The 19,124-nt window shown below is 55.8% G+C and carries 16 protein-coding genes and 2 pseudogenes (1 of these 18 running past the window's edge); 5 read left to right on the top strand and 13 right to left on the bottom strand.

Going from position 1 to position 19,124, the window contains the following annotated elements; genetic code table 11:
* Positions 1 to 1,217, top strand: partial view of a M23 family metallopeptidase gene (locus tag ACZ1HV_RS18325; RefSeq protein WP_472715937.1) — the 3' portion only. It extends 67 nt beyond the left edge of the window; only the last 1,217 of its 1,284 coding nucleotides appear in the window; the start codon falls outside the window, past its left edge; it ends in the stop codon at positions 1,215 to 1,217.
* Positions 1,218 to 1,298: 81 nt separating this feature from the next.
* On the opposite strand, the gene clpB is transcribed toward ACZ1HV_RS18325, so the two are convergent.
* From clpB to ACZ1HV_RS18295, 6 genes and pseudogenes are all read right to left on the bottom strand, one after another.
* Positions 1,299 to 3,896 (bottom strand): ATP-dependent chaperone ClpB, encoded by a 2,598-nt coding sequence (gene clpB, locus ACZ1HV_RS18320; RefSeq protein WP_472715936.1) that lies wholly within the window; start codon positions 3,894 to 3,896, stop codon positions 1,299 to 1,301.
* 215 nt (positions 3,897 to 4,111) lie between these two features.
* A pseudogene (locus ACZ1HV_RS18315) lies at positions 4,112 to 4,844 on the bottom strand (DUF4167 domain-containing protein).
* Between the two features lie 364 nt (positions 4,845 to 5,208).
* Positions 5,209 to 6,063 (bottom strand): peptide chain release factor N(5)-glutamine methyltransferase, encoded by an 855-nt coding sequence (prmC, locus tag ACZ1HV_RS18310; RefSeq protein ID WP_472715935.1) that lies wholly within the window; start codon positions 6,061 to 6,063, stop codon positions 5,209 to 5,211.
* A gap of 2 nt (positions 6,064 to 6,065) precedes the next feature.
* Complete coding sequence (gene prfA, locus ACZ1HV_RS18305) at positions 6,066 to 7,139, bottom strand: peptide chain release factor 1 (protein WP_298985393.1); 1,074 nt, start codon at positions 7,137 to 7,139, stop codon at positions 6,066 to 6,068.
* A 53-nt stretch (positions 7,140 to 7,192) separates the two neighbouring features.
* Positions 7,193 to 9,460, bottom strand: coding sequence for a phosphoenolpyruvate--protein phosphotransferase (gene ptsP, locus ACZ1HV_RS18300; RefSeq protein ID WP_472715934.1), 2,268 nt, complete (start codon positions 9,458 to 9,460; stop codon positions 7,193 to 7,195).
* A 72-nt stretch (positions 9,461 to 9,532) separates the two neighbouring features.
* A pseudogene (locus ACZ1HV_RS18295) lies at positions 9,533 to 10,782 on the bottom strand (aspartate kinase).
* Positions 10,783 to 11,085: 303 nt separating this feature from the next.
* Between ACZ1HV_RS18295 and ubiG the strand changes: the two are divergent.
* The 3 genes from ubiG (at position 11,086) to ACZ1HV_RS18280 (ending at position 13,297) form a co-directional block, all read left to right on the top strand.
* The gene (gene ubiG / locus ACZ1HV_RS18290) at positions 11,086 to 11,847 is read left to right on the top strand and encodes a bifunctional 2-polyprenyl-6-hydroxyphenol methylase/3-demethylubiquinol 3-O-methyltransferase UbiG (RefSeq protein WP_472715933.1); all 762 of its coding nucleotides are present in this window, start codon (positions 11,086 to 11,088) and stop codon (positions 11,845 to 11,847) included.
* Positions 11,847 to 12,542: an alpha/beta fold hydrolase gene (locus ACZ1HV_RS18285; protein ID WP_298817098.1), complete on the top strand. Its 696-nt coding sequence runs from the start codon at positions 11,847 to 11,849 to the stop codon at positions 12,540 to 12,542. Before ubiG ends, ACZ1HV_RS18285 begins: the two co-directional genes overlap by 1 nt.
* Positions 12,543 to 12,796: 254 nt before the next feature.
* Positions 12,797 to 13,297 (top strand): hypothetical protein, encoded by a 501-nt coding sequence (locus tag ACZ1HV_RS18280; RefSeq protein ID WP_472715932.1) that lies wholly within the window; start codon positions 12,797 to 12,799, stop codon positions 13,295 to 13,297.
* 75 nt (positions 13,298 to 13,372) lie between these two features.
* On the opposite strand, the gene ACZ1HV_RS18275 is transcribed toward ACZ1HV_RS18280, so the two are convergent.
* The 4 genes from ACZ1HV_RS18275 to ACZ1HV_RS18260 all read right to left on the bottom strand — a co-directional run bounded on the left by ACZ1HV_RS18275 (position 13,373) and on the right by ACZ1HV_RS18260 (position 15,949).
* Positions 13,373 to 13,900, bottom strand: a complete 528-nt coding sequence (locus ACZ1HV_RS18275; RefSeq protein ID WP_298817102.1) for a DUF1178 family protein — start codon at positions 13,898 to 13,900, stop codon at positions 13,373 to 13,375.
* Positions 13,897 to 14,751 (bottom strand): carbon-nitrogen hydrolase family protein, encoded by an 855-nt coding sequence (locus tag ACZ1HV_RS18270; RefSeq protein ID WP_298817104.1) that lies wholly within the window; start codon positions 14,749 to 14,751, stop codon positions 13,897 to 13,899. The genes ACZ1HV_RS18275 and ACZ1HV_RS18270 overlap by 4 nt, the downstream gene beginning before the upstream one ends.
* A gap of 45 nt (positions 14,752 to 14,796) precedes the next feature.
* Positions 14,797 to 15,054, bottom strand: a complete 258-nt coding sequence (gene grxC, locus ACZ1HV_RS18265; protein ID WP_298963722.1) for a glutaredoxin 3 — start codon at positions 15,052 to 15,054, stop codon at positions 14,797 to 14,799.
* 139 nt (positions 15,055 to 15,193) lie between these two features.
* Positions 15,194 to 15,949, bottom strand: a complete 756-nt coding sequence (locus tag ACZ1HV_RS18260; protein WP_472715931.1) for a ComF family protein — start codon at positions 15,947 to 15,949, stop codon at positions 15,194 to 15,196.
* A gap of 176 nt (positions 15,950 to 16,125) precedes the next feature.
* Between ACZ1HV_RS18260 and ACZ1HV_RS18255 the strand changes: the two genes are divergently transcribed.
* Positions 16,126 to 17,016: a class I SAM-dependent methyltransferase gene (locus ACZ1HV_RS18255; RefSeq protein ID WP_472715930.1), complete on the top strand. Its 891-nt coding sequence runs from the start codon at positions 16,126 to 16,128 to the stop codon at positions 17,014 to 17,016.
* Positions 17,017 to 17,049: 33 nt separating this feature from the next.
* Here the strand turns inward: ACZ1HV_RS18255 and ACZ1HV_RS18250 are convergent, their stop codons facing one another.
* The 3 genes from ACZ1HV_RS18250 to argJ form a co-directional block, all read right to left on the bottom strand.
* Positions 17,050 to 17,280 carry a Flp family type IVb pilin gene (locus ACZ1HV_RS18250; RefSeq protein ID WP_298963721.1) on the bottom strand — a complete coding sequence of 77 codons (231 nt, stop codon included), beginning with the start codon at positions 17,278 to 17,280 and terminating at the stop codon, positions 17,050 to 17,052.
* A 29-nt stretch (positions 17,281 to 17,309) separates the two neighbouring features.
* Positions 17,310 to 17,711, bottom strand: a complete 402-nt coding sequence (gene mutT, locus ACZ1HV_RS18245; RefSeq protein WP_298985388.1) for an 8-oxo-dGTP diphosphatase MutT — start codon at positions 17,709 to 17,711, stop codon at positions 17,310 to 17,312.
* A gap of 85 nt (positions 17,712 to 17,796) precedes the next feature.
* Complete coding sequence (argJ, locus tag ACZ1HV_RS18240; RefSeq protein WP_472715929.1) at positions 17,797 to 19,038, bottom strand: bifunctional glutamate N-acetyltransferase/amino-acid acetyltransferase ArgJ; 1,242 nt, start codon at positions 19,036 to 19,038, stop codon at positions 17,797 to 17,799.
* Positions 19,039 to 19,124: the final 86 nt, after the last annotated feature.

Raw genomic sequence — 19,124 nt, 5'->3', positions numbered from 1 at the left:
AACGCTATGCTGTTCGCATCACGCCTGAAAACGTTTCTTTCGTTTCCAAGCGCGATGAGGAGATCCGGTTTGCCGGTATGGACGAAAGCATTGTTCCGGTCACCGAAGGGCTCAACCTGATCGACATTCTGAAAGATCACGATGCGACCGATGCAGAGGCCCAATCGATCACGGCAGCTTTTGAAGATCATTTCGATATAGCAGGTTTGGCTGAAGGCCAGAGGCTACGTATTGCCTACGCGCCGTCACCAGACGATCTTGAGCGGATGAGGCCGGAACGCATCAGCCTCTATGAAAACACCGAGCACCAGGCGACAGTTGCCCGGGCCGATAGCGGCAACTACATCAAGGCCCAGCAGCCGAGCACCTTTTTGGCAGGTGCGTTCGAGGAGGCGGACCGCGTTTCATACGGCGGTCCGACACCAGCCATTTATGACAGCCTCTACCAAACGGCCCTCGAGCAAGAGTTGCCGGAGGAGATCATCAACGATCTGGTGCGGATGTTCTCTTTCGACGTCGATTTCAACGCCCGCGTACAGCCAGGCGATGCATTGGAACTGTTCTTTACCCAGTCCGATGCTAATGCGGCACCGAAGATCCTCTATGCTGCTCTGAACACCGGCAGCACCAAGCGAGAATTCTATCGCTACCGGACACCCGACGACGGCATCATGGACTTTTATGACAACTCGGGTCAGAGCGCGAAAAAATTCCTGATCCGCAAACCGCTCAATGGCGGCAAGTTCCGGTCCGGCTTCGGCATGCGCCGTCACCCGATCCACAAATATACCAAAATGCACCGTGGAGTTGACTGGTCTGCGCCGCGCGGTACACCGATCATGGCGGCAGGCAACGGGACGGTCCAAAAAGCCGGTTGGAGTTCAGGCTATGGACGCAGGATCGAACTGCGTCATACCAACGGCTATACCACTACCTACAATCACATGACCGGCTTTGCCAAAGGCGTACGCGAAGGCGCACGTGTGACCCAGGGCCAGATTATCGGATATGTCGGCTCGACAGGTCTGTCGACCGGACCTCACCTGCACTATGAGGTTCTTGTCAATGGGCGCTACATGGACCCGATGCGGATCAAGCTGCCCAAGGGCCGTACCCTCGATGGCGAGATGCGCACGGCATTTGAAGCAGAGCGCTACCGTGTCGACACTTTGATTGATCGCGCCCGCAAGCCTTCCCGCGTTGCTGCGATCAATTAGAAGATCGGAAAATCTGTTTGGATCGAAAAAGCCCGCGGATTGGCGTCCGCGGGCTTTAGTCATTTCGGCTTAGAACGAATGTCAGGCAGCTACGATTTCAGAACCGGCAACCTGGAACAGAAGACGGTCCGCACCTGCTGAAACATCCACGGTCTGCCCATCAAGGATATCTCCAGACAGCAGTCTTTCTGCCAAGGGATCCTGAACATCCTTTTGGATAATACGTTTCAACGGCCTGGCTCCGTAGGCTGGGTCGTACCCTTTCTGCGCCAGCCAGCCGAGGGCACCATCATCCAGGTTCAGCGTGATCTTGCGATCGCTGAGCAGGCTGCGGAGCCGCTCAAGCTGGATCTTGACGATGTCGGCCATCTGCGACCTCTGCAGGCGATGGAACAGAACGATCTCATCCAACCGGTTCAAAAACTCAGGCCGGAAATGAGATCTGACCGCGCCCATGACTTCATCGCGCACTGCATCTGTATCTTGACCCTCCGGCTGGTTGACCAGATACTCAGCACCAAGGTTTGACGTCATGATGATCAACGTATTGCGGAAGTCGACTGTCCGTCCTTGACCATCAGTCAAACGCCCATCATCAAGCACCTGAAGCAGCACATTGAAGACATCACCATGCGCCTTTTCGATTTCGTCGAACAGAACGACCTGATACGGGCGCCGCCGCACGGCTTCAGTCAACGCACCGCCTTCCTCGTAACCGACATATCCCGGAGGTGCGCCAATCAATCGAGATACGGAATGCTTCTCCATATATTCCGACATGTCGATGCGAACCATCGCGCTGTCATCGTCGAACAGGAAGCTCGCCAGCGCCTTGGTCAGCTCCGTTTTGCCGACACCGGTTGGCCCAAGGAACATGAAAGAGCCGATCGGCCGGTTTGGATCCTGAAGACCGGCACGCGCCCGGCGCACGGCTGTAGAAACCGCATGAATGGCTTCCGCCTGACCGATCACTCTCCCGGCAAGAACATCTTCCATCCGCAGCAGCTTTTCCCGCTCGCCTTCCAGCATCTTGTCGACCGGAATGCCGGTCCATTTCGAAACAACCTGAGCAATGTGCGAGGGCGTAACGGCCTCGTCCACCATGGCGTCCTTGCCCTCGGACGCCTCGGCATCGCTCAGCTTCTTCTCAAGGTCCGGAACCACGCCATAGGCGAGTTCACCAGCCCGCGACAGGTCACCGCTTCGCTGCGCGATTTCCAGATCAATCCGAGCCTGCTCAAGCTGCTCCTTGATTTTCTGTTCAAGGTTCAATTTTTCCTTTTCGCCAAGCCAACGGTTCGTAAGTGCCTGCGACTGTTCCTCCAGCTCGGTCAGCTCCCTTTCAAGGTTGGCAAGACGATCCTTGGACGCTTCGTCGCTTTCGACTTTCAGGGCTTCGCGCTCGATTTTCAGCTGAATGATCCGGCGGTCGAGTTCGTCCAGTTCTTCTGGTTTGGAATCGACCTGCATACGCAAACGGCTCGCAGCTTCATCCATCAGATCGATCGCCTTGTCAGGCAAGAACCGGTCAGTGATGTAGCGGTTGGAAAGCGATGCTGCCGAAACAACCGCAGAATCGGTGATCCGAACGCCATGATGAAGTTCGTACTTCTCCTTGATACCACGCAATATCGAGACAGTGTCTTCAACAGTCGGCTCACTGACAAAGACCGGCTGAAAACGACGGGCAAGCGCGGCATCTTTTTCAACATGCTTGCGATACTCGTCGAGCGTTGTCGCTCCCACACAGTGAAGCTCACCTCGCGCCAGAGCGGGTTTGAGCAGGTTCGAAGCGTCCATCGCGCCATCGGCCTTCCCGGCGCCGACCAGCGTGTGCATTTCGTCGATGAACAAGACGATATTGCCAGCGGCCGCCTCGACTTCTGACAGCACCGCTTTCAGGCGTTCTTCGAATTCACCGCGATATTTGGCGCCAGCGATAAGCGCACCCAAGTCGAGTGCGAGGAGCTGCTTGTCCTTGAGCGACTCAGGCACGTCTCCATTCACAATACGCAGCGCGAGACCTTCTGCGATTGCAGTCTTGCCAACACCAGGCTCACCGATCAGTACAGGGTTGTTTTTGGTTCGACGCGACAAAACCTGGATCGTGCGACGAATTTCCTCATCGCGCCCGATAACTGGGTCGAGCTTACCGTCCCGGGCAACCGCCGTCAGGTCCCGGGCATATTTCTTGAGAGCGTCATACTGGTTTTCTGCCGTTGCGCTGTCCGCAGTCCGGCCCTGACGAAGCTGACTGATCGCTTCATTCAGACCGTTGGGCGTCACGCCATGTCGCTTCAACAGCTTGCCAGCTTCGCTCCCGCTGTCCATGACAAGCGCCAGCAGCAACCGCTCTACCGTGACAAAGCTGTCGCCGGCTTTTTCAGCAATCTTTTCGGCCTGTTCAAAGAGACGCGCCGTGGCCTGACCCATGTAGAGCTGACCAGACCCGCCTGAAACCTTTGGCATTTTCTCCAACAGGCCTTCAAGGTCGCCTTTCAATGCCTTTGACTGGCCTCCGGCCCGATCAATCAGGCCGCTTACCATGCCTTCCGGATCGTCCAGAAGCACTTTTAGTATGTGTTCTGGGGCAAACTGCTGATGGCCCCGCCCCAGCGCAAAGGTCTGAGCGGACTGGACGAAGCCGCGGGCACGCTCTGTGTATTTTTCAAAGTTCATATTCAACCTCCTATCCGCCCGTACCACCCGAAGCGTGGAGAGCGTCTTTGGATCCGGACCCTGCAATCAGGCATCCGCACAGCTATTTTCGAACTGCCACTCATATATAGTGTTGCATTTTCATCACAAAAGTCCCCCGCGACAAAAACCGCACCCCAAAGAAAAACGGCGCTCCAATGAAGCGCCGTTCCAATGATTCAATTGTCGCGGGTGGCCTATTCGCCGGCACCAGCTTCCGCAGAATTTTCTTCAGCTGCTTTTGGTCGTCGAGCGCGTGTTGTCCGTCGCCGTGGTTTCGGCTGATCTTCTTCAGCGCCCTCTGCAGTTGCTTGTGGAGCCTCCGCACTGCCGCCATCAGCGGGAGTTTCGGCAGTCGTATCCTCGGCAGCGCTCCGGCGAGGAGCGCGTGTTCTAGGCGTACGGGCCCGTCGGCGCGGTTTTTCGTCCGGCTCGGCATCCTCAGCGGACTCGGCCTTCTGACCGGCGCCATTGACCTTGCCTTCCTGATCGATCACCGGCATGTCCTCAATAAAGGGCTGCGGGCTGTTCGCATCGACAACGTCGCCATCAGCAGAAGCTTGTTCCTGCTGCGCCGGTCTTTCCGACCCGTTAGCAGCACCGGAGCCATTGGCCTGCGCGGCATCAGGCGCTTCTTCATTTTCGTTGCGAGCTTGTTGCTGCTGTTGCGCGGCAGGTTGCTGCTGCGGCTGCGCTGCAGCCACGATCTCGCTGATAGTGCTCGGCGTGTTGATTGTAGTTCTCGAACATCACACGGTCGCCGGATGCCTGAGCATCGCGTGCAAGCTGCTGGTACTTCTCCGCAATATGCATCGCTGTGCCACGGATTTTCACATCTGGACCGTTAGACTCATAAGTCCGGGTTAACGGATTAGGACCTTTGCGGCCCCTTCCGCGCATACGCTTATTGCTTTGATTTCCTGGTCTCATCCTGCCGTTTTCTCTTGCGGAACGGCGGTCAACTGCCGTTGACCCAACATCGGAATTGTATAAAACCGACACGAAATACATTACCGAAACCAACAATGCTGGTTAGCGGCTGTCATTGAAAACATACGCAGCGCGCTACAGGCCAAAGGCCAACGCGATTGTCTTTTTCTTCGACAGTCCGAAAACACCGGATAGTCCGATACGCAACGGTTTCCATGGCGCTAAATTTGCGTCAGTTCCCACGCTGCCGGATGCGTTATGCCCCGCTGAACGCTGATCACATCTCCGGTCTCGGCAACTGGAACCTAACCGTTTCCGTCGAGTTTTCCAAGTGCTTTTTCGCTCTTGGATCAAAACGGTAGAATTATTGCCGACAGGCCAGCAGCACCCGGTCGTTTCCTGAAAGATCCTTAACGATTTCAATTGCTCCAAAGCTATGATGACGCAACTGTTTTTCAACGGCGCCTGCCTGATCAAAGCCAATTTCAAGTGCAATTCTACCGCCTGACTTGAGAAGCATTTCGGCTTGCGCGATGATTCGCACATAACTATCCAATCCGGTTACACCGCCATCAAGTGCCAAAACAGGATCATGCTGAATCACTTCCGGGCTCAGCATTTCAAGGTCATGCGTACGGATGTAAGGCGGATTGCTCACCACCCAATCAAAGACGCCGGACTTTGCACCGGCGAGCGCGGATGCATAGTCGGCACAAAGCGGTAAAAACCGATCAGACACCTCATGCAAATCAGCATTTTCGGAAGCACAGGACAGGGCTTCAAAGGATAGATCGACGGCAACCATCCTTGATCTTTTCATTTCAGCAAGAAGCGTCACCGCAATGGCACCGGTCCCGGTGCCTAAATCGCAAAACAACTGTTCCTGGGTCGGAACGCTCAATGCGAGCACCGCATCGATCAAAGCTTCTGTGTCGGAACGGGGCTCCAGCGTCGCCGGGTTCATGACAAACCGTCTGCCGTAAAACTCTCTTTCCCCCAGGATTCGCCCGACTGGCATCCCGGCAAGGCGCTTTTCCGCATGGGTTTTCGCGGTCGCGGAGTTTGTTTCGCTTACCGGATCATCGCCGCGCAGCATCAGATCAGAGATCGAGATACCCAACGCGGCGCTCACCAACAGTTTCGCATCAAGTTCAGGTAGCTCGATCTGTGCATCTCGAAACAAGTCGCGCACCTGCCGATAAAGCTGGCCGACCGTCATGATCAGGCTTCTTCCGATGCCAGCAGATTTGCCTGATGATCCACGGTCAATGCATCGATCACTTCGCCCAGGCCTTCGCCGGCAACGATCTGGTCGAGTTTATAAAGGGTCAAACCGATGCGGTGATCGGTGACGCGCCCCTGGGGATAGTTGTAAGTCCGAATTCGTTCGGAACGGTCGCCGGACCCGACCTGAAGGCGGCGAGCTTCCGTACGTTCGCTGGCAGCCCGTTCCCGCTCTTCGTCATATATGCGAGCACGGAGCAACTGCATGGCTCGGGCCTTGTTCTTATGCTGAGAGCGTTCATCCTGCACAGCCACGACGATACCAGTTGGCATATGCGTGATACGCACCGCAGAATCTGTGGTGTTGACGTGCTGACCACCCGCTCCTGAGGCCCTGAAGGTATCAATCCTCAGATCGCTGTCCTGAATGTCGACGTCGACATCCTCAGCCTGCGGCAGCACAGCGACAGTCGCCGCCGATGTATGGATCCGGCCACCCGACTCAGTTGCAGGTACACGTTGCACCCGATGCACGCCTGATTCAAATTTCAGCCTCGCGAATACACTGTCACCGGAAACGGAAGCGATGATTTCCTTGTAGCCGCCTACTTCTCCCTCGCTTGCAGAAAGCACTTCGACCTTCCAGCCCCGAAGTTCCGCAAAACGCTGGTACATCCGGAAGAGATCGCCAGCAAAAAGAGCAGCTTCGTCCCCGCCGGTGCCAGCACGAACTTCCAGAATGGCGTCATTTGTGTCCGCTTCGTCTTTCGGCAGCAGGCCGATCCGCACATCCTGTGTCAGAGTTTCAACGGTTGCAGACAGATCACTGCATTCCAGTTCAGCGAGCTCACGCATTTCCGCATCCGATTCGGGGTCGGACATCAATGCTTCTGCATCGGACAGTTCGTCTTCCGCCTTGATCAGGGCCCGAATCTTGAAAACCAGTGGTTCAAGCCCTGCATATTCGCGAGACAGTTTGACATAGGCAGCAGGGTCCGGACTCGCTGACATCAGATGCTCGATCTCGGCAAAACGGTCCAACAAATTATCAAGTTTGTGACGCGCCAGCATACGCGCTGATTCTCCTAAAACCCCAATGCGGGAATGAGTTAAGCCTGATCGTGCTAAAGAGCAACATCGGTTTCGGCAGCAAAGCGCTGCAGCACGTCCCGAATGCTCCTGTCATTGTGGCCCGGTTCCAACCTGGGCAGCAGCCGTGCAGACAGGCGGCCCGCATCGACGGTTCGCAACATCGTCTTCACCGGACCCAGCGAGGCTGGAGACATCGAAAGGTCTCTAAAGCCGAGTGCGAGCAATGCCATGGCCTCAAGTGGGCGTCCTGCGAGTTCACCGCACAGTGTCACCGGGACATGAGCCTTATGTGCTGCGTCCGCAATGGATTTCAAGGCGCGCAGGAAGCCGACACCCAAAGTGTCGAAACGATCCGCGACACGGGTATTGCCCCGGTCGACCGCACAGAAGAACTGAAACAGGTCGTTTGAACCGACAGAGACAAAGTCCACGCAATCCATCAGTTCTTCGAGCTGGAACAGAAGTGAAGGCACTTCAACCATAACACCCAACCGGATGTTTTCCGGCGTTGCATGGCCATGCTGCCGCAAGTGCTTCACTTCCTTGTCGACAAGCGACTTTGCCTCCAGGAACTCATCAACGACCGCAACCATCGGAAACATCAGCTTCAGGTCCCGGCCGGCGGCTGCGTGCAGGAGCGCCCGGATCTGTGTTCGCAGCAAGCCTGGCCGATCCAGCCCAAGCCGGAGGGCACGCCAACCCATGGCCGGGTTTTCTTCCTGGATCGAACGCAGGTAAGGAAGAACCTTGTCGCCGCCGATATCTAGCGATCGGAAGGTCACCGGCTTGCCGTCGGCCGCGTTCAGGATCTGCGTATATTGCTGCTGCTGCTCACGCATGCGCGGAAACGACGAAGCGACCATGAACTGTAGCTCGGTCCGAAACAGTCCGACACCTGCCGCGCCCGATTCTTCCAGATGCGGCAGATCGACCAGAAGACCGGCATTCATCTGCAATGAGAACTCGACACCGTCGCGCGTAACAGACGGCTTGTTTCTCAGCCTGCGGTACTGCGCCTGACGGCGTGCCCGGAACCGCACCTTTTCCGCGTAAGCATTTTCCAGATCCGCAGCCGGCCGCAGGTGAACTTCACCAGTATCACCATCGACAATGATTGCGTCGCCGCCGTCTGCCAGACTGACAATGTCATCCACCAGACCAACCATCGGAATACCGAGGGCACGCGCTACGATGGTCACGTGACTGGTCGGCCCGCCCTCTTCAAGCACAAGGCCCCGGATGCGGTCGCGGCCATAGTCAAGCAACTCCGCGGCACCCATGTTTCGTCCGACAATGATGGCGTCTTGCGGCAGCTCGTCGAAGCCTGGACCGTGTTCACGCCCCATCAATTCTCGGATCAGGCGGTGAGCAAGATCATCCAGATCGTGGAGCCGCTCACGTAGATAGGGATCCGTCTGGCGCAACATCCGCGCACGCGTGTCGCTTTGCACTTTTTCGACGGCAGCTTCTGCTGTCAGGCCATTCTTGATCGCGTCTTCGATCTTCCTGATCCAACCGCGATCATAGGCAAACATCCGGTAGGCCTCGAGCACCTCACGATGCTCACCCGTTGCAGCGATTTCACCGCTCGCCAACAGGTCATCGATAGAGAGCCGCAATCGATTGATGGCGGCTTCCAACCGGCTTTTTTCCTTGTCTGTGTCTTCCGCGATCAGGTTGGTAACGACAACACGCGGTTCATGCAGAACCACATGCCCAAGCCCGACACCTTCTGAAAGACCGACACCATTGGCTGTAATCGGCCGCGACAAATCAAGCCCGGTGGCCTTTTGAGCGATCGCCTCCAATTCGCCTGCCGCAACCATCTCGGCAATCACCATGGCAGTAGTTTGAAGAGCCTCAACCTCGTCTTCCAGATATGTCCTGTGCGACTGATTCTGTACGACGAGTACACCAAGGGTCCGGCCCGCTCGGAGAATTGGCACACCAAGAAACGAATTATATGCTTCTTCACCCGTTTCGGGCAGGTACGCAAATCCCGGGTGCGCGCTGGCGTTCGGAAGATTGAGAGGACGTGCTTCGGCAGCGATCAGCCCGACCAGCCCTTGCCCGACACGCAGTGAGGCATTGTGGACGGCGGCCCGGTTCAAGCCTTCCGTTGCATAGAGTTCAAGAACGCCATCGGCACGCAGAATATAAACGGAACAGACCTCGGCGACCACGTTCGACGCGATCAGCACAACGATCTTGTCGAGTCGCTCTTGCGCCGTGATTGGCTCCGCCATGACTTCGCGAAGCCGGCGGAGCAACAGGCGCGGTCCGGCTAGGTTGCTGCGCATTGCGCCCCCGATTGATCCCGCTTCTTGCAAGTTCCCGTAAGGATCCCGATCAGTGATCTCTTGCAGAAAATGCTATCCGTCCAACCCGTATAGCGAATGGAGAGTCCGAACCGCAAGTTCTGCATAGGCGGAATCGATCAGGACGGAGATTTTGATTTCCGATGTCGTGATGGCGCGAATGTTGATCCCCTTCGACGCAAGACCGCTAAAGCACTGCGCAGCAATCCCGGCATGAGAGCGCATGCCAATGCCGATGACAGAGACCTTGACCACATCGGTCGCCCCTTCAAGAGCCTGAAAACCGATCTCGTCACGGTTGTCGTCCAGCACTTTCTTGGCACGGTCGAAATCACCTTCCGGAACCGTGAAAGTAATGTCCGTGGTCTTTCCGTCAGGAGATATGTTCTGGACGATCATGTCGACATTGATGTGCGCGTCTGCCAGAGGGCCGAACACGGACTGGGCGACACCCGGCTTGTCAGCCACGTCGCGAATTGAAATTTGAGCTTCGTCTTTGGCATAGGCAATGCCGGTGACAACCTGCTGTTCCACGAGTTCATCCTCGTCGCAAATTAGAGTACCAATCGGAAGGCCGTCAGCGCCGACCTGGGATGCTTCCGGATCGTCGAAACTGGAGCGGACAAAGGTCCTCACGCCATGGATCATGGCCATCTCAACGGAACGCACCTGAAGAACTTTTGCTCCAAGAGACGCCATCTCCAGCATTTCCTCGAACGAAACCCGGCCGAGACGCTGCGCTTTGGGGACGATGCGAGGGTCGGTGGTATAGACGCCATCGACATCGGTATAGATATCACATCGGTCTGCCTTGATGGCCGCAGCAATGGCCACGGCGCTCGTGTCTGACCCCCGCGCCCGAGCGTTGCAATGCGATTGTCCGGGGAGATCCCTTGAAATCCTGCCAGGACGGCAACTTGCCCTTGGTCCAGACGCTCGCTCAGGAAACCGGCTTCAATTTCGCGGATCCGGGCTGCGCCGTGGTTCTCATCAGTTTTGATCGGCACCTGCCATCCCTGCCAGGAGCGGGCGTTGACGCCCATGTCCTGGAGCACGATCGCAAGCAGACCGGAGGTTACCTGTTCACCGGACGCAACAACGGCATCATATTCTCTCGCGTCGTGAAGCGGTGACGCTTCCCGGCAGAACTGAACCAGTTTGTTGGTCTGGCCGGCCATTGCCGAAACCACGACCGCCACCTGGTGGCCAGCGTCCACTTCCCGCTTCACATGACGGGCCACATTGCGGATGCGATCAAGATCGGCAACCGAAGTCCCGCCAAATTTCAATACCAGTCGGGCCATACCACTCGTAAGTCTTGTTGTCGTTTCGTGTCGGCGCAGCTGCACCGGATGGATCGGCGCACATGCATACAGTCTGCTTTCCCTTGCTGCAACCGCCCATCTCCAGGCTATCGCTGCCTGGACTTGCAATTTTCAGAAGCTGTCATGAGAAACGCTCAAGCGTGCGTACTGAAAGAGGATCTCCTGCGACCATTCCCCAACTTCCCAAACCCCCTATAACCTTGACAAACAGGCATGGACTTTGAAACGACAGCGGTCTGACGAGCGGAAGCAGCAACTGCACCGTTCACGAAAGGAACACCGATGACAAGCAAAGCGCAGCAGACGTCCGGGACGATCGACAGCGAAGAGGTCGCACGTTTCTCCGCCATGGCGCAGGAGTGGTGGGATCCAGCCGGAAAATTCAAGCCATTGCACAAATTCAATCCGGTTCGCCTTGCCTATATCAAACAGGAAGTCTGCCGTCGTTTCGGCAGGGACCCCAAGGCTTCAGACGCGTTCAAAGGGTTGAGGTTTCTTGATATCGGGTGTGGCGGAGGCCTCTTGAGTGAGCCAATGGCACGACTGGGCGCTGACGTCGTTGGCGCAGATCCTTCGCAGACCAACATCGAAATCGCCCGGCTGCACATGCAAAGTTCCGGGCTGACCATCGATTACCGAGCCGAAACCGCTGAGGGACTTGCAGCAGCAGGTGAGACCTTCGATGTCGTGCTCAACATGGAAGTGGTAGAACACGTCGCCGATGTTCCCCTCTTCCTTGAGGCCACCAGCAACATGGTCCGGCCAGGCGGGCTAATGTTTGTTGCAACGATCAATCGGACCATGAAGGCTTATGCACTTGCCATTTTTGGTGCCGAATACGTGCTTCGCTGGTTGCCGAAGGGCACTCACTCCTACGACAAGTTGGTGAAACCGTCTGAAATTGAAGCCCCGCTCGGTGCAGCTGGCCTCAATATCATCGACCGCAGCGGGGTCAGCTACAACCCATTGACCGACAGCTGGGCGCAATCCCGCGACATGGATGTGAACTACATGCTGCTCGCAGAGCGTCCTGAGACCACATGATGAGCGATCCGCTCCTCTTCGTTCCAGGCCTCATGTGCACGGAGGCGCTGTTCGCGCCGCAAATCGCTGCATTCAAAGATCGTCCGATCATGGTTGCCGATCATCGTCAGCACGACCGGATATCGGATATTGCTGCTGCAATCCTGGAAAAAGCTCCAGAACGGTTTTCGCTGATCGGCCTGTCTATGGGCGGATACATTGCGATGGAAATCATGAGGGAAGCACCCGGTCGGGTCAGCAAACTGGCTTTGCTCGACACCAAATCCCGCGCTGACACACCGGAACAATCGGAACGGCGATCTTTTCTTATAGAGCTGACCCGCAAACGCGGCTTTGCAAAGGTGCCACACCTGCTTTTTCCCGGGTTCGTACACGAGAAAAACGAGGAAAATGTGGGCCTGAAATCCATCGTAGTTGAGATGGCCAACGACACGGGACCTGACGCCTTTGTTCGTCAACAGACCGCGATCCTCCACAGAATCGATTCTCGACAAAGGCTCGGCGAGATCGATTGCCCGACTCTGGTTATGGTCGGTGATGGAGATCGACTGACACCACCTGCGCTTTCCCGGGAAATTCATGAACGCATTCCGTCGAGCGAACTCGAAGTGATACCCGGATCAGGCCACCTTACCACGCTTGAAACGCCTGAAGCTGTAACGATTGCGCTCCAGAAATTTCTGAATCTGCCTTAGCGCGCATTGTTACATCGCTGCAAATTCCCAGGTTGAACCGGCTCCATGTCTTTATCGAAAAATCAGCACGCACTTTTGATACGGGTCAAGGATACCTCCGCACGCTGGCGTATAATGAATACACCTTGGTGTATTCAAACTGAAATGAAGCCCAGGGCCTGCAGCGGCCGCGTTGCGCGAGACCTGCCGATGGGCAGTCAGCAGAACGGCTTGAAAAAGCTGCAACCTACCAACACCAAAGCGGAGGACGTTTCATGGCAACAAAGCGCAATGCAGGTGCTTTCGATTTCGGCTTCACCATGCCCGAGTGGCCAATGCCCACCTTTTCGAACTGGGCCTTCGCCGAGCGTGAAGACCGGATTGAGGCAAAGGCGGTCGCCAGCTTCCAGAAAATGGGTAAGACGGTCCTGACCCATGCTGAACAGGCATTTGACGACCACATGGAGTTTGTCAGCCATCGATTGCACGAGGATTTCGAGTGCGCCAAGTCACTGAGCCAATGCACGATGCCGGAAGAATCCATGGCAACTCTGCAATCTTTCTACACAAGGATGGCGACCGAATACCAAGAGCATTTTGAAAAACAGGCCGCACTCTTTCGAGACAGCTTTTCTGAAAATGCCGCGGCCGTAGAAGAGCTCAATGAGACCGCATTGGAAAGCGTCAACGAACTCAGCAAGGCAGCAGAAGAAAGTCTTGAAGAGGTCAAGCCGGCAAAGACCTTCGCGAAGCGCAAGGCAGCATCAAAGACTTAGAATTCGGGTGGGCGTGCGTCGGTCAGTCTTGAAACCGAAGCCGGTACGCGCAGCAGGACCATAGTTGGATTGCCGTCAGTTCTTGTCGTCCGGAAGGTCGGGCAGTGGAACGACGGCAATACCCTCTTCCATCAGCGCCTCGGCATCCTTTGGTGTCGTCTGGCCGTAGATGTTGCGCTCTTCGGCTTCGCCATAGTGGATCTTGCGCGCTTCCTTGGCGAAATTCGAGCCGACATTTTCAGAGTTTTCAATGATCTGGGCACGTACGACGCGCAATGCCTCGACAATTTCCTTCTTTTGAAGGTCTGCCGGCAAAAGGGCGGAAGTCCTCGTTGCAGGGGCTGCGTCCGCAGGTATCGGCGGCGCCGACGGCGCTTCATTGACTTCGGCTTGGCCATCGCCTGGAGATACGGGCGTCGAAAAAGCTTCGCGTTTGCGTGCGGTCGAAACCGCAGGTGCCATCAACCCTTTTCTGACTTCTGTCGATCCGCAAATCGGACATGTGACCAGGCCTCGCCCACATTGCGCTTCAAAGTCATCCGAATTGCGAAACCAGCCTTCGAATGAATGGGTGGCGTTGCAGACGAGCGTGTATTTGATCACGCAGGTATCTCCTTCAGGCCCTCGGCAACATGGCAATCGAAGGCCCGTTCATTGGCAATCGCGGGGATTCTTCCCCGCGCCTTGGACACAGTCTCAATTTCAATCTCTGCAAGGATGTATCCCGGTTCATCATTTTCGAGCTCGGCAAGGACGCCTCCCCAAGGGTCGACAACAAGGCTGTGACCGTAGGTCTCGCGTCCATCTTCATGGAGACCCCCTTGCGCTGCAGATATGATGTAAGCACCATTTTCAATAGCGCGGGCGCGCTGTAACACATGCCAGTGCGCTTCGCCAGTCTGCCGGGTAAAGGCAGCAGGTCCCGTCAAAACCTCAGCGCCGTTTCTGGCCTGTGTCCGGAAGATTGCCGGAAATCGAACATCATAGCAGATCGCCATGCCGAACCTGGCAAACGGCAGGTCAGCGATAACAGTCTCACGGCCCGGTTCATACGTCGCAGATTCCCGCCAGCTCTCACCGTTTGGCAGATCGACATCGAACATGTGGATCTTGTCATAAGTGGCCAGTATCGACCCGTTTGGCCCTATCATGAAGGCCCGGTTCGACACTTTGCCTGACTGGTTCAGGACCGCCAAAGACCCCAAATGCAGAAAAACACCCTCATCGGACGCCACAGATCTTGCCATGCTCAAGAATGGATCGGCGCTAGGATCAAAAATCCGCTCCAGAAGATCTTCACGACTACGGACAAGAACATTCGACATTTCGGGTGTCTGAATGTAATGCGCACCCTGCTTAGCTGCCATGCGGATCAGCTCTTCGGCCGCACGGCAATTTGCCTTCGGATCCTTACCGCTGCGAAGCTGAATACATGCTGCCGTGAATGAGGTCATAAGACCGCCTTTGCTGTGAACCCGAGACGTTGAACAGCCAGTTAATCAGGACGCAAGCATTGCGTCCAGTTTGCCTGCCCGCTCCAGATCATGAAGGTCATCACAGCCACCTACATGCTTGTCGCCGATGAAGATTTGCGGAAAGGTCGCTCGGCCATTGGCTTTTTGCACCATTTCGCGTTTCAGCGAAGGGCTGAAGGTTGCATCCTGCTCCTGATAGTCGATGCCCTTTTTGTCCAGCAAGCGTTTGGCCGCTGTGCAAAAACCACAAAGTTGACGCGTGTAGATCACCACTTTGGACATTGGATAATGTGTTCCTTTCATCTTCACGGCTGAATGCGTGAAATACGATCTGCCGCCGGAAAATCTCGGCGTTATATGCGCCCAATCTCTGAAAACACAAGAGAGCCCGGCATTCGAAAGAAACACCTTGAGGTAAGGATCACGTGCGAAGTGATGGATCCGCCAGTGCAAAAGTCAACACATCCACTGAGTGGGCCCCGGCGGAAAGCAGAGTTTTACTGCAAGCGGATATTGTCGATCCGGTCGTCATCACATCGTCGATCAAAACGACGTGACGGCCCTGCAATTGAGTTTCGCGCCGCGGATCGACCGCAAAGGCAGACCGGACATTCATCCTGCGCTCTTCGGCGGACAGCCCCACCTGCTGGCGGGTCCGTTTTCGACGCTTCAGCATTTCCGGCTCAAAAGCCCCACCGCATCCAGCCGCTATCTCTTTCGCCAAATCGGCTGACTGGTTGAAACGACGCGAAACCAACCGCAGCCAATGCAGCGGAACAGGAACAATTACGCTGTCCGGCGACAAAAATTCCTGACCGTTTCGGGCCATCCATCTGGCCATCGGTCCGGCAAGCTCACGTCTTTTCGAAAATTTAAATGCCAGCACAAGATCTCTGGCAGGCCCCTCATAGAGCGCTGCGGCCCTGAGGCGCTCAAAAACGGGAGGGTTTGCAATCGCGCGCGGGCTCCAAGCCATTTCCCCGACATCATAGGAAAAAGCGGAACCGAAACGATGGCACCAGGGCTTGTCGATGAAAGGCATGGCCTGCCAGCAGTCAGCACACAGACTGTTTTTTGTGGCAACGCGCAGTCCGCAACTAATGCATCGAAGCGGCAGCAAAAAATCCAGAGCGAACCCGGCGGCCTTTGCCGGTACGTTTCGCAACTGTTCCCTCACTAAGTGCACAACACATCCTCACAGCAGCAATTGCCGACCGAAGTGCCAATAAGAAGCATTGATCAGAAATATTCAACCAGGCAACTCAGGGTTCGAAGCTGAAAGACGCCCCTTTGACCCAGGTGCCTTGATACAATATGTGACCCGTTCAACAACAGCCGACGACAGAGTTGCAAGTGACCGACCAGCCTGATCTTTTCGACCGTTCACTCCTTGGAAGCCGCCGCGCGCGCGCGCTTAAAACAGCGAAGCCGGGCTCGGATTTTCTTCTGAAGGTGGTCGCCGATGATCTTGAGGACAGACTGCATCTGGTCAACCGGAACTTTTCAACGGCGATCGATCTGGGTGGTCATACCGGTCTTGTAAGTCAGGCGATCCGGAATGCAGGCAAAGCCGAAAGGGTGATCAGAGCGGACTTGTTTGTTGCTGATCACCATCTGCTGCCACCTGACCTTATATGCGATGATGGCCTGTTGCCGCTGCGCGATCAGTCAATCGATCTTCTGGTCTCTGCCTTGAGCCTGCAATTCGTCAACGATCTTCCAGGCGCACTGATCCAGATTCGGAGAAGCCTCAGGCCGGACGGCCTGTTTCTCGCGACCCTTCCCGGTGCAGGCACCCTTTCGGAACTACGAGACAGCCTGACGCGGGCAGAACTTGAACTTAAAGGCGGTGCAGCCGCCAGAGTGCTTCCTTTTGCAGATACCCGGGATCTTGGAAGCTTGCTTCAACGGGCAGGCTTCGCTTTGCCCGTGACAGATCTCGACACACTGATCGTCAGGTATGATTCCATGTTTGGACTGATGGCGGATCTGCGCGCAATGGGGGCAACATCTGTTCTGAGAGATCGCAGCCGATTGCCTTTGTCGCGGAAGGTGCTGTTTCGTGCTGCAGAGCTCTACGCACAAAATCATGCCGACGAGGATGGGCGGATCCGGGCGACATTTGCTTTCGTCACGCTGTCCGGCTGGGCACCCCACGAAAGCCAACAAAAGCCCTTGCGACCCGGCGCTGCCAAGACAAGACTTGCAGATGCACTAGGCACCAGTGAACAAAAGCTCAAGTAGCCGTTACGAGACCTTTTGAAACAACAGAATTAGTTATTTGATGTTGTTGTCCGCAGACTTGATAGCGGTCGACAATGGCGTGAAAACACCGTCTCGCAGAGATGTGCCGATTACGGTCATCGAGAGTAATATGGCAATGCTGATCGTGCCCACGATGAGGCCGTATTCGATCATTGTTGCACCCGATTGATCTCGGCCGAACCTTGCAAGAAGCTTGCGAAATGGTTTTTGGCGGTCTGAAACAGATAAATCCCGGCTTTTCATTTCAGACCTCGATACTTGTTATGCTGCCACTATACGGCGTCCATCAGATGCGGGATGAGAGGTTCGTCGGCAGCCGGCATCGGATAATCCCGCAGCCTCATCGCCCGCACCCATTTGAGTGCCTGGCGTTCCTGACCTTGCGGGACACCTTCCCATCTTCGGCAAATGAAAAGTGGCATAAGTAGATGAAAATCTTCGTAAGTGTGGCTCGCAAAAGTCAGGGGAGCGAGACACGCTTCGTTAACCTCAATCCCGAGTTCTTCGTGGAGTTCCCGGATCAGTGTTTCCTCAGGACGCTCACCGGGCTCGACCTTTCCCCCGGGGAATTCCCACAGCCCTGCCATGGATTTTCCTTCCGGTCGCTGCGCCAGGAGGATCCGCCCATCGGCATCCACTAATGCGCAGGCAGCAACGAGCACGATTTTGGTCATTGACGAAGTGTCCGAATTCGAAACGCCCGACAAAGGCGCAGTTAAGTATAAGTGTTACCGGGTCCTGGATATCGCCAGAGGAACATCAACTGCGATAGTCACCGTTGATAGCAACGTATTCCTTGGTGAGGTCGCAGGTCCAGACGGATGCAGCACCTTCACCAAGGCCAAGATCCACCCGCAGAAGAATTTCTTCGCGCTTCATCACTTCCGACGCGGCTTCTTCGCTGTAGTTCGGATCTCGTTCACCCTCGACGGCAACCCGAATGTCGCCGAACCAAATTGCCAGACGGTCACGATCGGCAGGTTCACCTGCTTTGCCAACCGCCATGACGACACGCCCCCAATTGGCGTCTTCCCCCGCAATGGCGGTCTTTACAAGTGGCGAATTGGCAATCGCCAAGGCGATTTTTTTGGCGGACACGTCGTTTTTCGCGCCCTCGACGCGAACTTCGACGAATTTTCGAGCCCCTTCCCCGTCCTTCACGATCTGATGTGACAGATCGAGCATTACGTCACCAAGTGCTTTCCGAAGAATGCTGACCCTTGGATCTTCCAGTGATGTCACTGGGTCAACGCCGGCTTCGGCAGCCGCACCGGTTGCGAACAAGAGAACGGTGTCAGAAGTCGATGTGTCGCTGTCGACTGTGATGGCGTTGAAACTGCCCTGCGTTTCATCGCCAAGCAATGACTGCAACACGTCCGGAGAAATTGCGGCATCGGTAAAGATGAAGGACAGCATCGTCGCCATGTCGGGCGCAATCATGCCTGCACCTTTTGCTATTCCGTTGAAAACGATTGTCTTGCCGTCCAAGTCAACACTGGCAGTTGCGACCTTCGGATAAGTGTCCGTGGTCATTATGGCGCTCGCAGCGTCCAGCCATGTCGCTTCGCCCTGACGGTTCTTAAGGCTCTCTAAAACGGCTGAAAACTTCTCGGCCGGCAACGGTTCTCCTATAACGCCGGTCGATGCCAGAAAGACTTCTTCTTCGGCAACATCCAGCGCACTTGAGACAATTTCAGCAGACAGTTTGACGGCTGCCATGCCTTTCCTTCCGGTAAAGGCATTGGCGTTTCCTGAATTCACCAGCAATGCGCTTGCCGTTCCGCCGGAAAGGCGTGACCTGCACCAATCAACCGGAGCCGACGGGCACTTCGAGCGGGTGAAGACACCGGCAATTGTGGTTCCTTCGGAGACCGTCGCCAGCAGCACATCTGTTCTGCCCTCATATTTGATACCGGCTTCAGCGGTCGCAAACTGGACACCTTTGAGTTCAGGCATATCCGGGTAGGACGTTGGGGCTAGCGGGGAAACGGTCGTCGACATGAATTCGGTCCAGGTCAGATTAAGTGCTTGTGCTCTAGCCGCAAGCGTGACCGAAGTGCAAGCCCTTTCAAGCGTCGACAATCGGC

The organism is Roseibium sp. JB4-4 (assembly GCF_055693425.1).
The sequence above is the reverse complement of the archived record's forward strand: the minus strand, read 5'-3'. Positions and strand labels throughout refer to the sequence as shown.

What these genes read in the sequence shown, in the direction of transcription:
- clpB (WP_472715936.1), bottom strand. Translation starts at nt 3,896, where the DNA reads ATGAACTTTGAAAAATACACAGAGCGTGCCCGCGGCTTCGTCCAGTCC.
- prmC (WP_472715935.1), bottom strand. Translation starts at nt 6,063, where the DNA reads ATGACGGTCGGCCAGCTTTATCGGCAGGTGCGCGACTTGTTTCGAGAT.
- prfA (WP_298985393.1), bottom strand. Translation starts at nt 7,139, where the DNA reads ATGCTGGCGCGTCACAAACTTGATAATTTGTTGGACCGTTTTGCCGAG.
- ptsP (WP_472715934.1), bottom strand. Translation starts at nt 9,460, where the DNA reads ATGCGCAGCAACCTAGCCGGACCGCGCCTGTTGCTCCGCCGGCTTCGC.
- ubiG (WP_472715933.1), top strand. Translation starts at nt 11,086, where the DNA reads ATGACAAGCAAAGCGCAGCAGACGTCCGGGACGATCGACAGCGAAGAG.
- ACZ1HV_RS18285 (WP_298817098.1), top strand. Translation starts at nt 11,847, where the DNA reads ATGAGCGATCCGCTCCTCTTCGTTCCAGGCCTCATGTGCACGGAGGCG.
- ACZ1HV_RS18280 (WP_472715932.1), top strand. Translation starts at nt 12,797, where the DNA reads ATGGCAACAAAGCGCAATGCAGGTGCTTTCGATTTCGGCTTCACCATG.
- ACZ1HV_RS18270 (WP_298817104.1), bottom strand. Translation starts at nt 14,751, where the DNA reads ATGACCTCATTCACGGCAGCATGTATTCAGCTTCGCAGCGGTAAGGAT.
- grxC (WP_298963722.1), bottom strand. Translation starts at nt 15,054, where the DNA reads ATGTCCAAAGTGGTGATCTACACGCGTCAACTTTGTGGTTTTTGCACA.
- ACZ1HV_RS18250 (WP_298963721.1), bottom strand. Translation starts at nt 17,280, where the DNA reads ATGAAAAGCCGGGATTTATCTGTTTCAGACCGCCAAAAACCATTTCGC.
- mutT (WP_298985388.1), bottom strand. Translation starts at nt 17,711, where the DNA reads ATGACCAAAATCGTGCTCGTTGCTGCCTGCGCATTAGTGGATGCCGAT.
- argJ (WP_472715929.1), bottom strand. Translation starts at nt 19,038, where the DNA reads ATGTCGACGACCGTTTCCCCGCTAGCCCCAACGTCCTACCCGGATATG.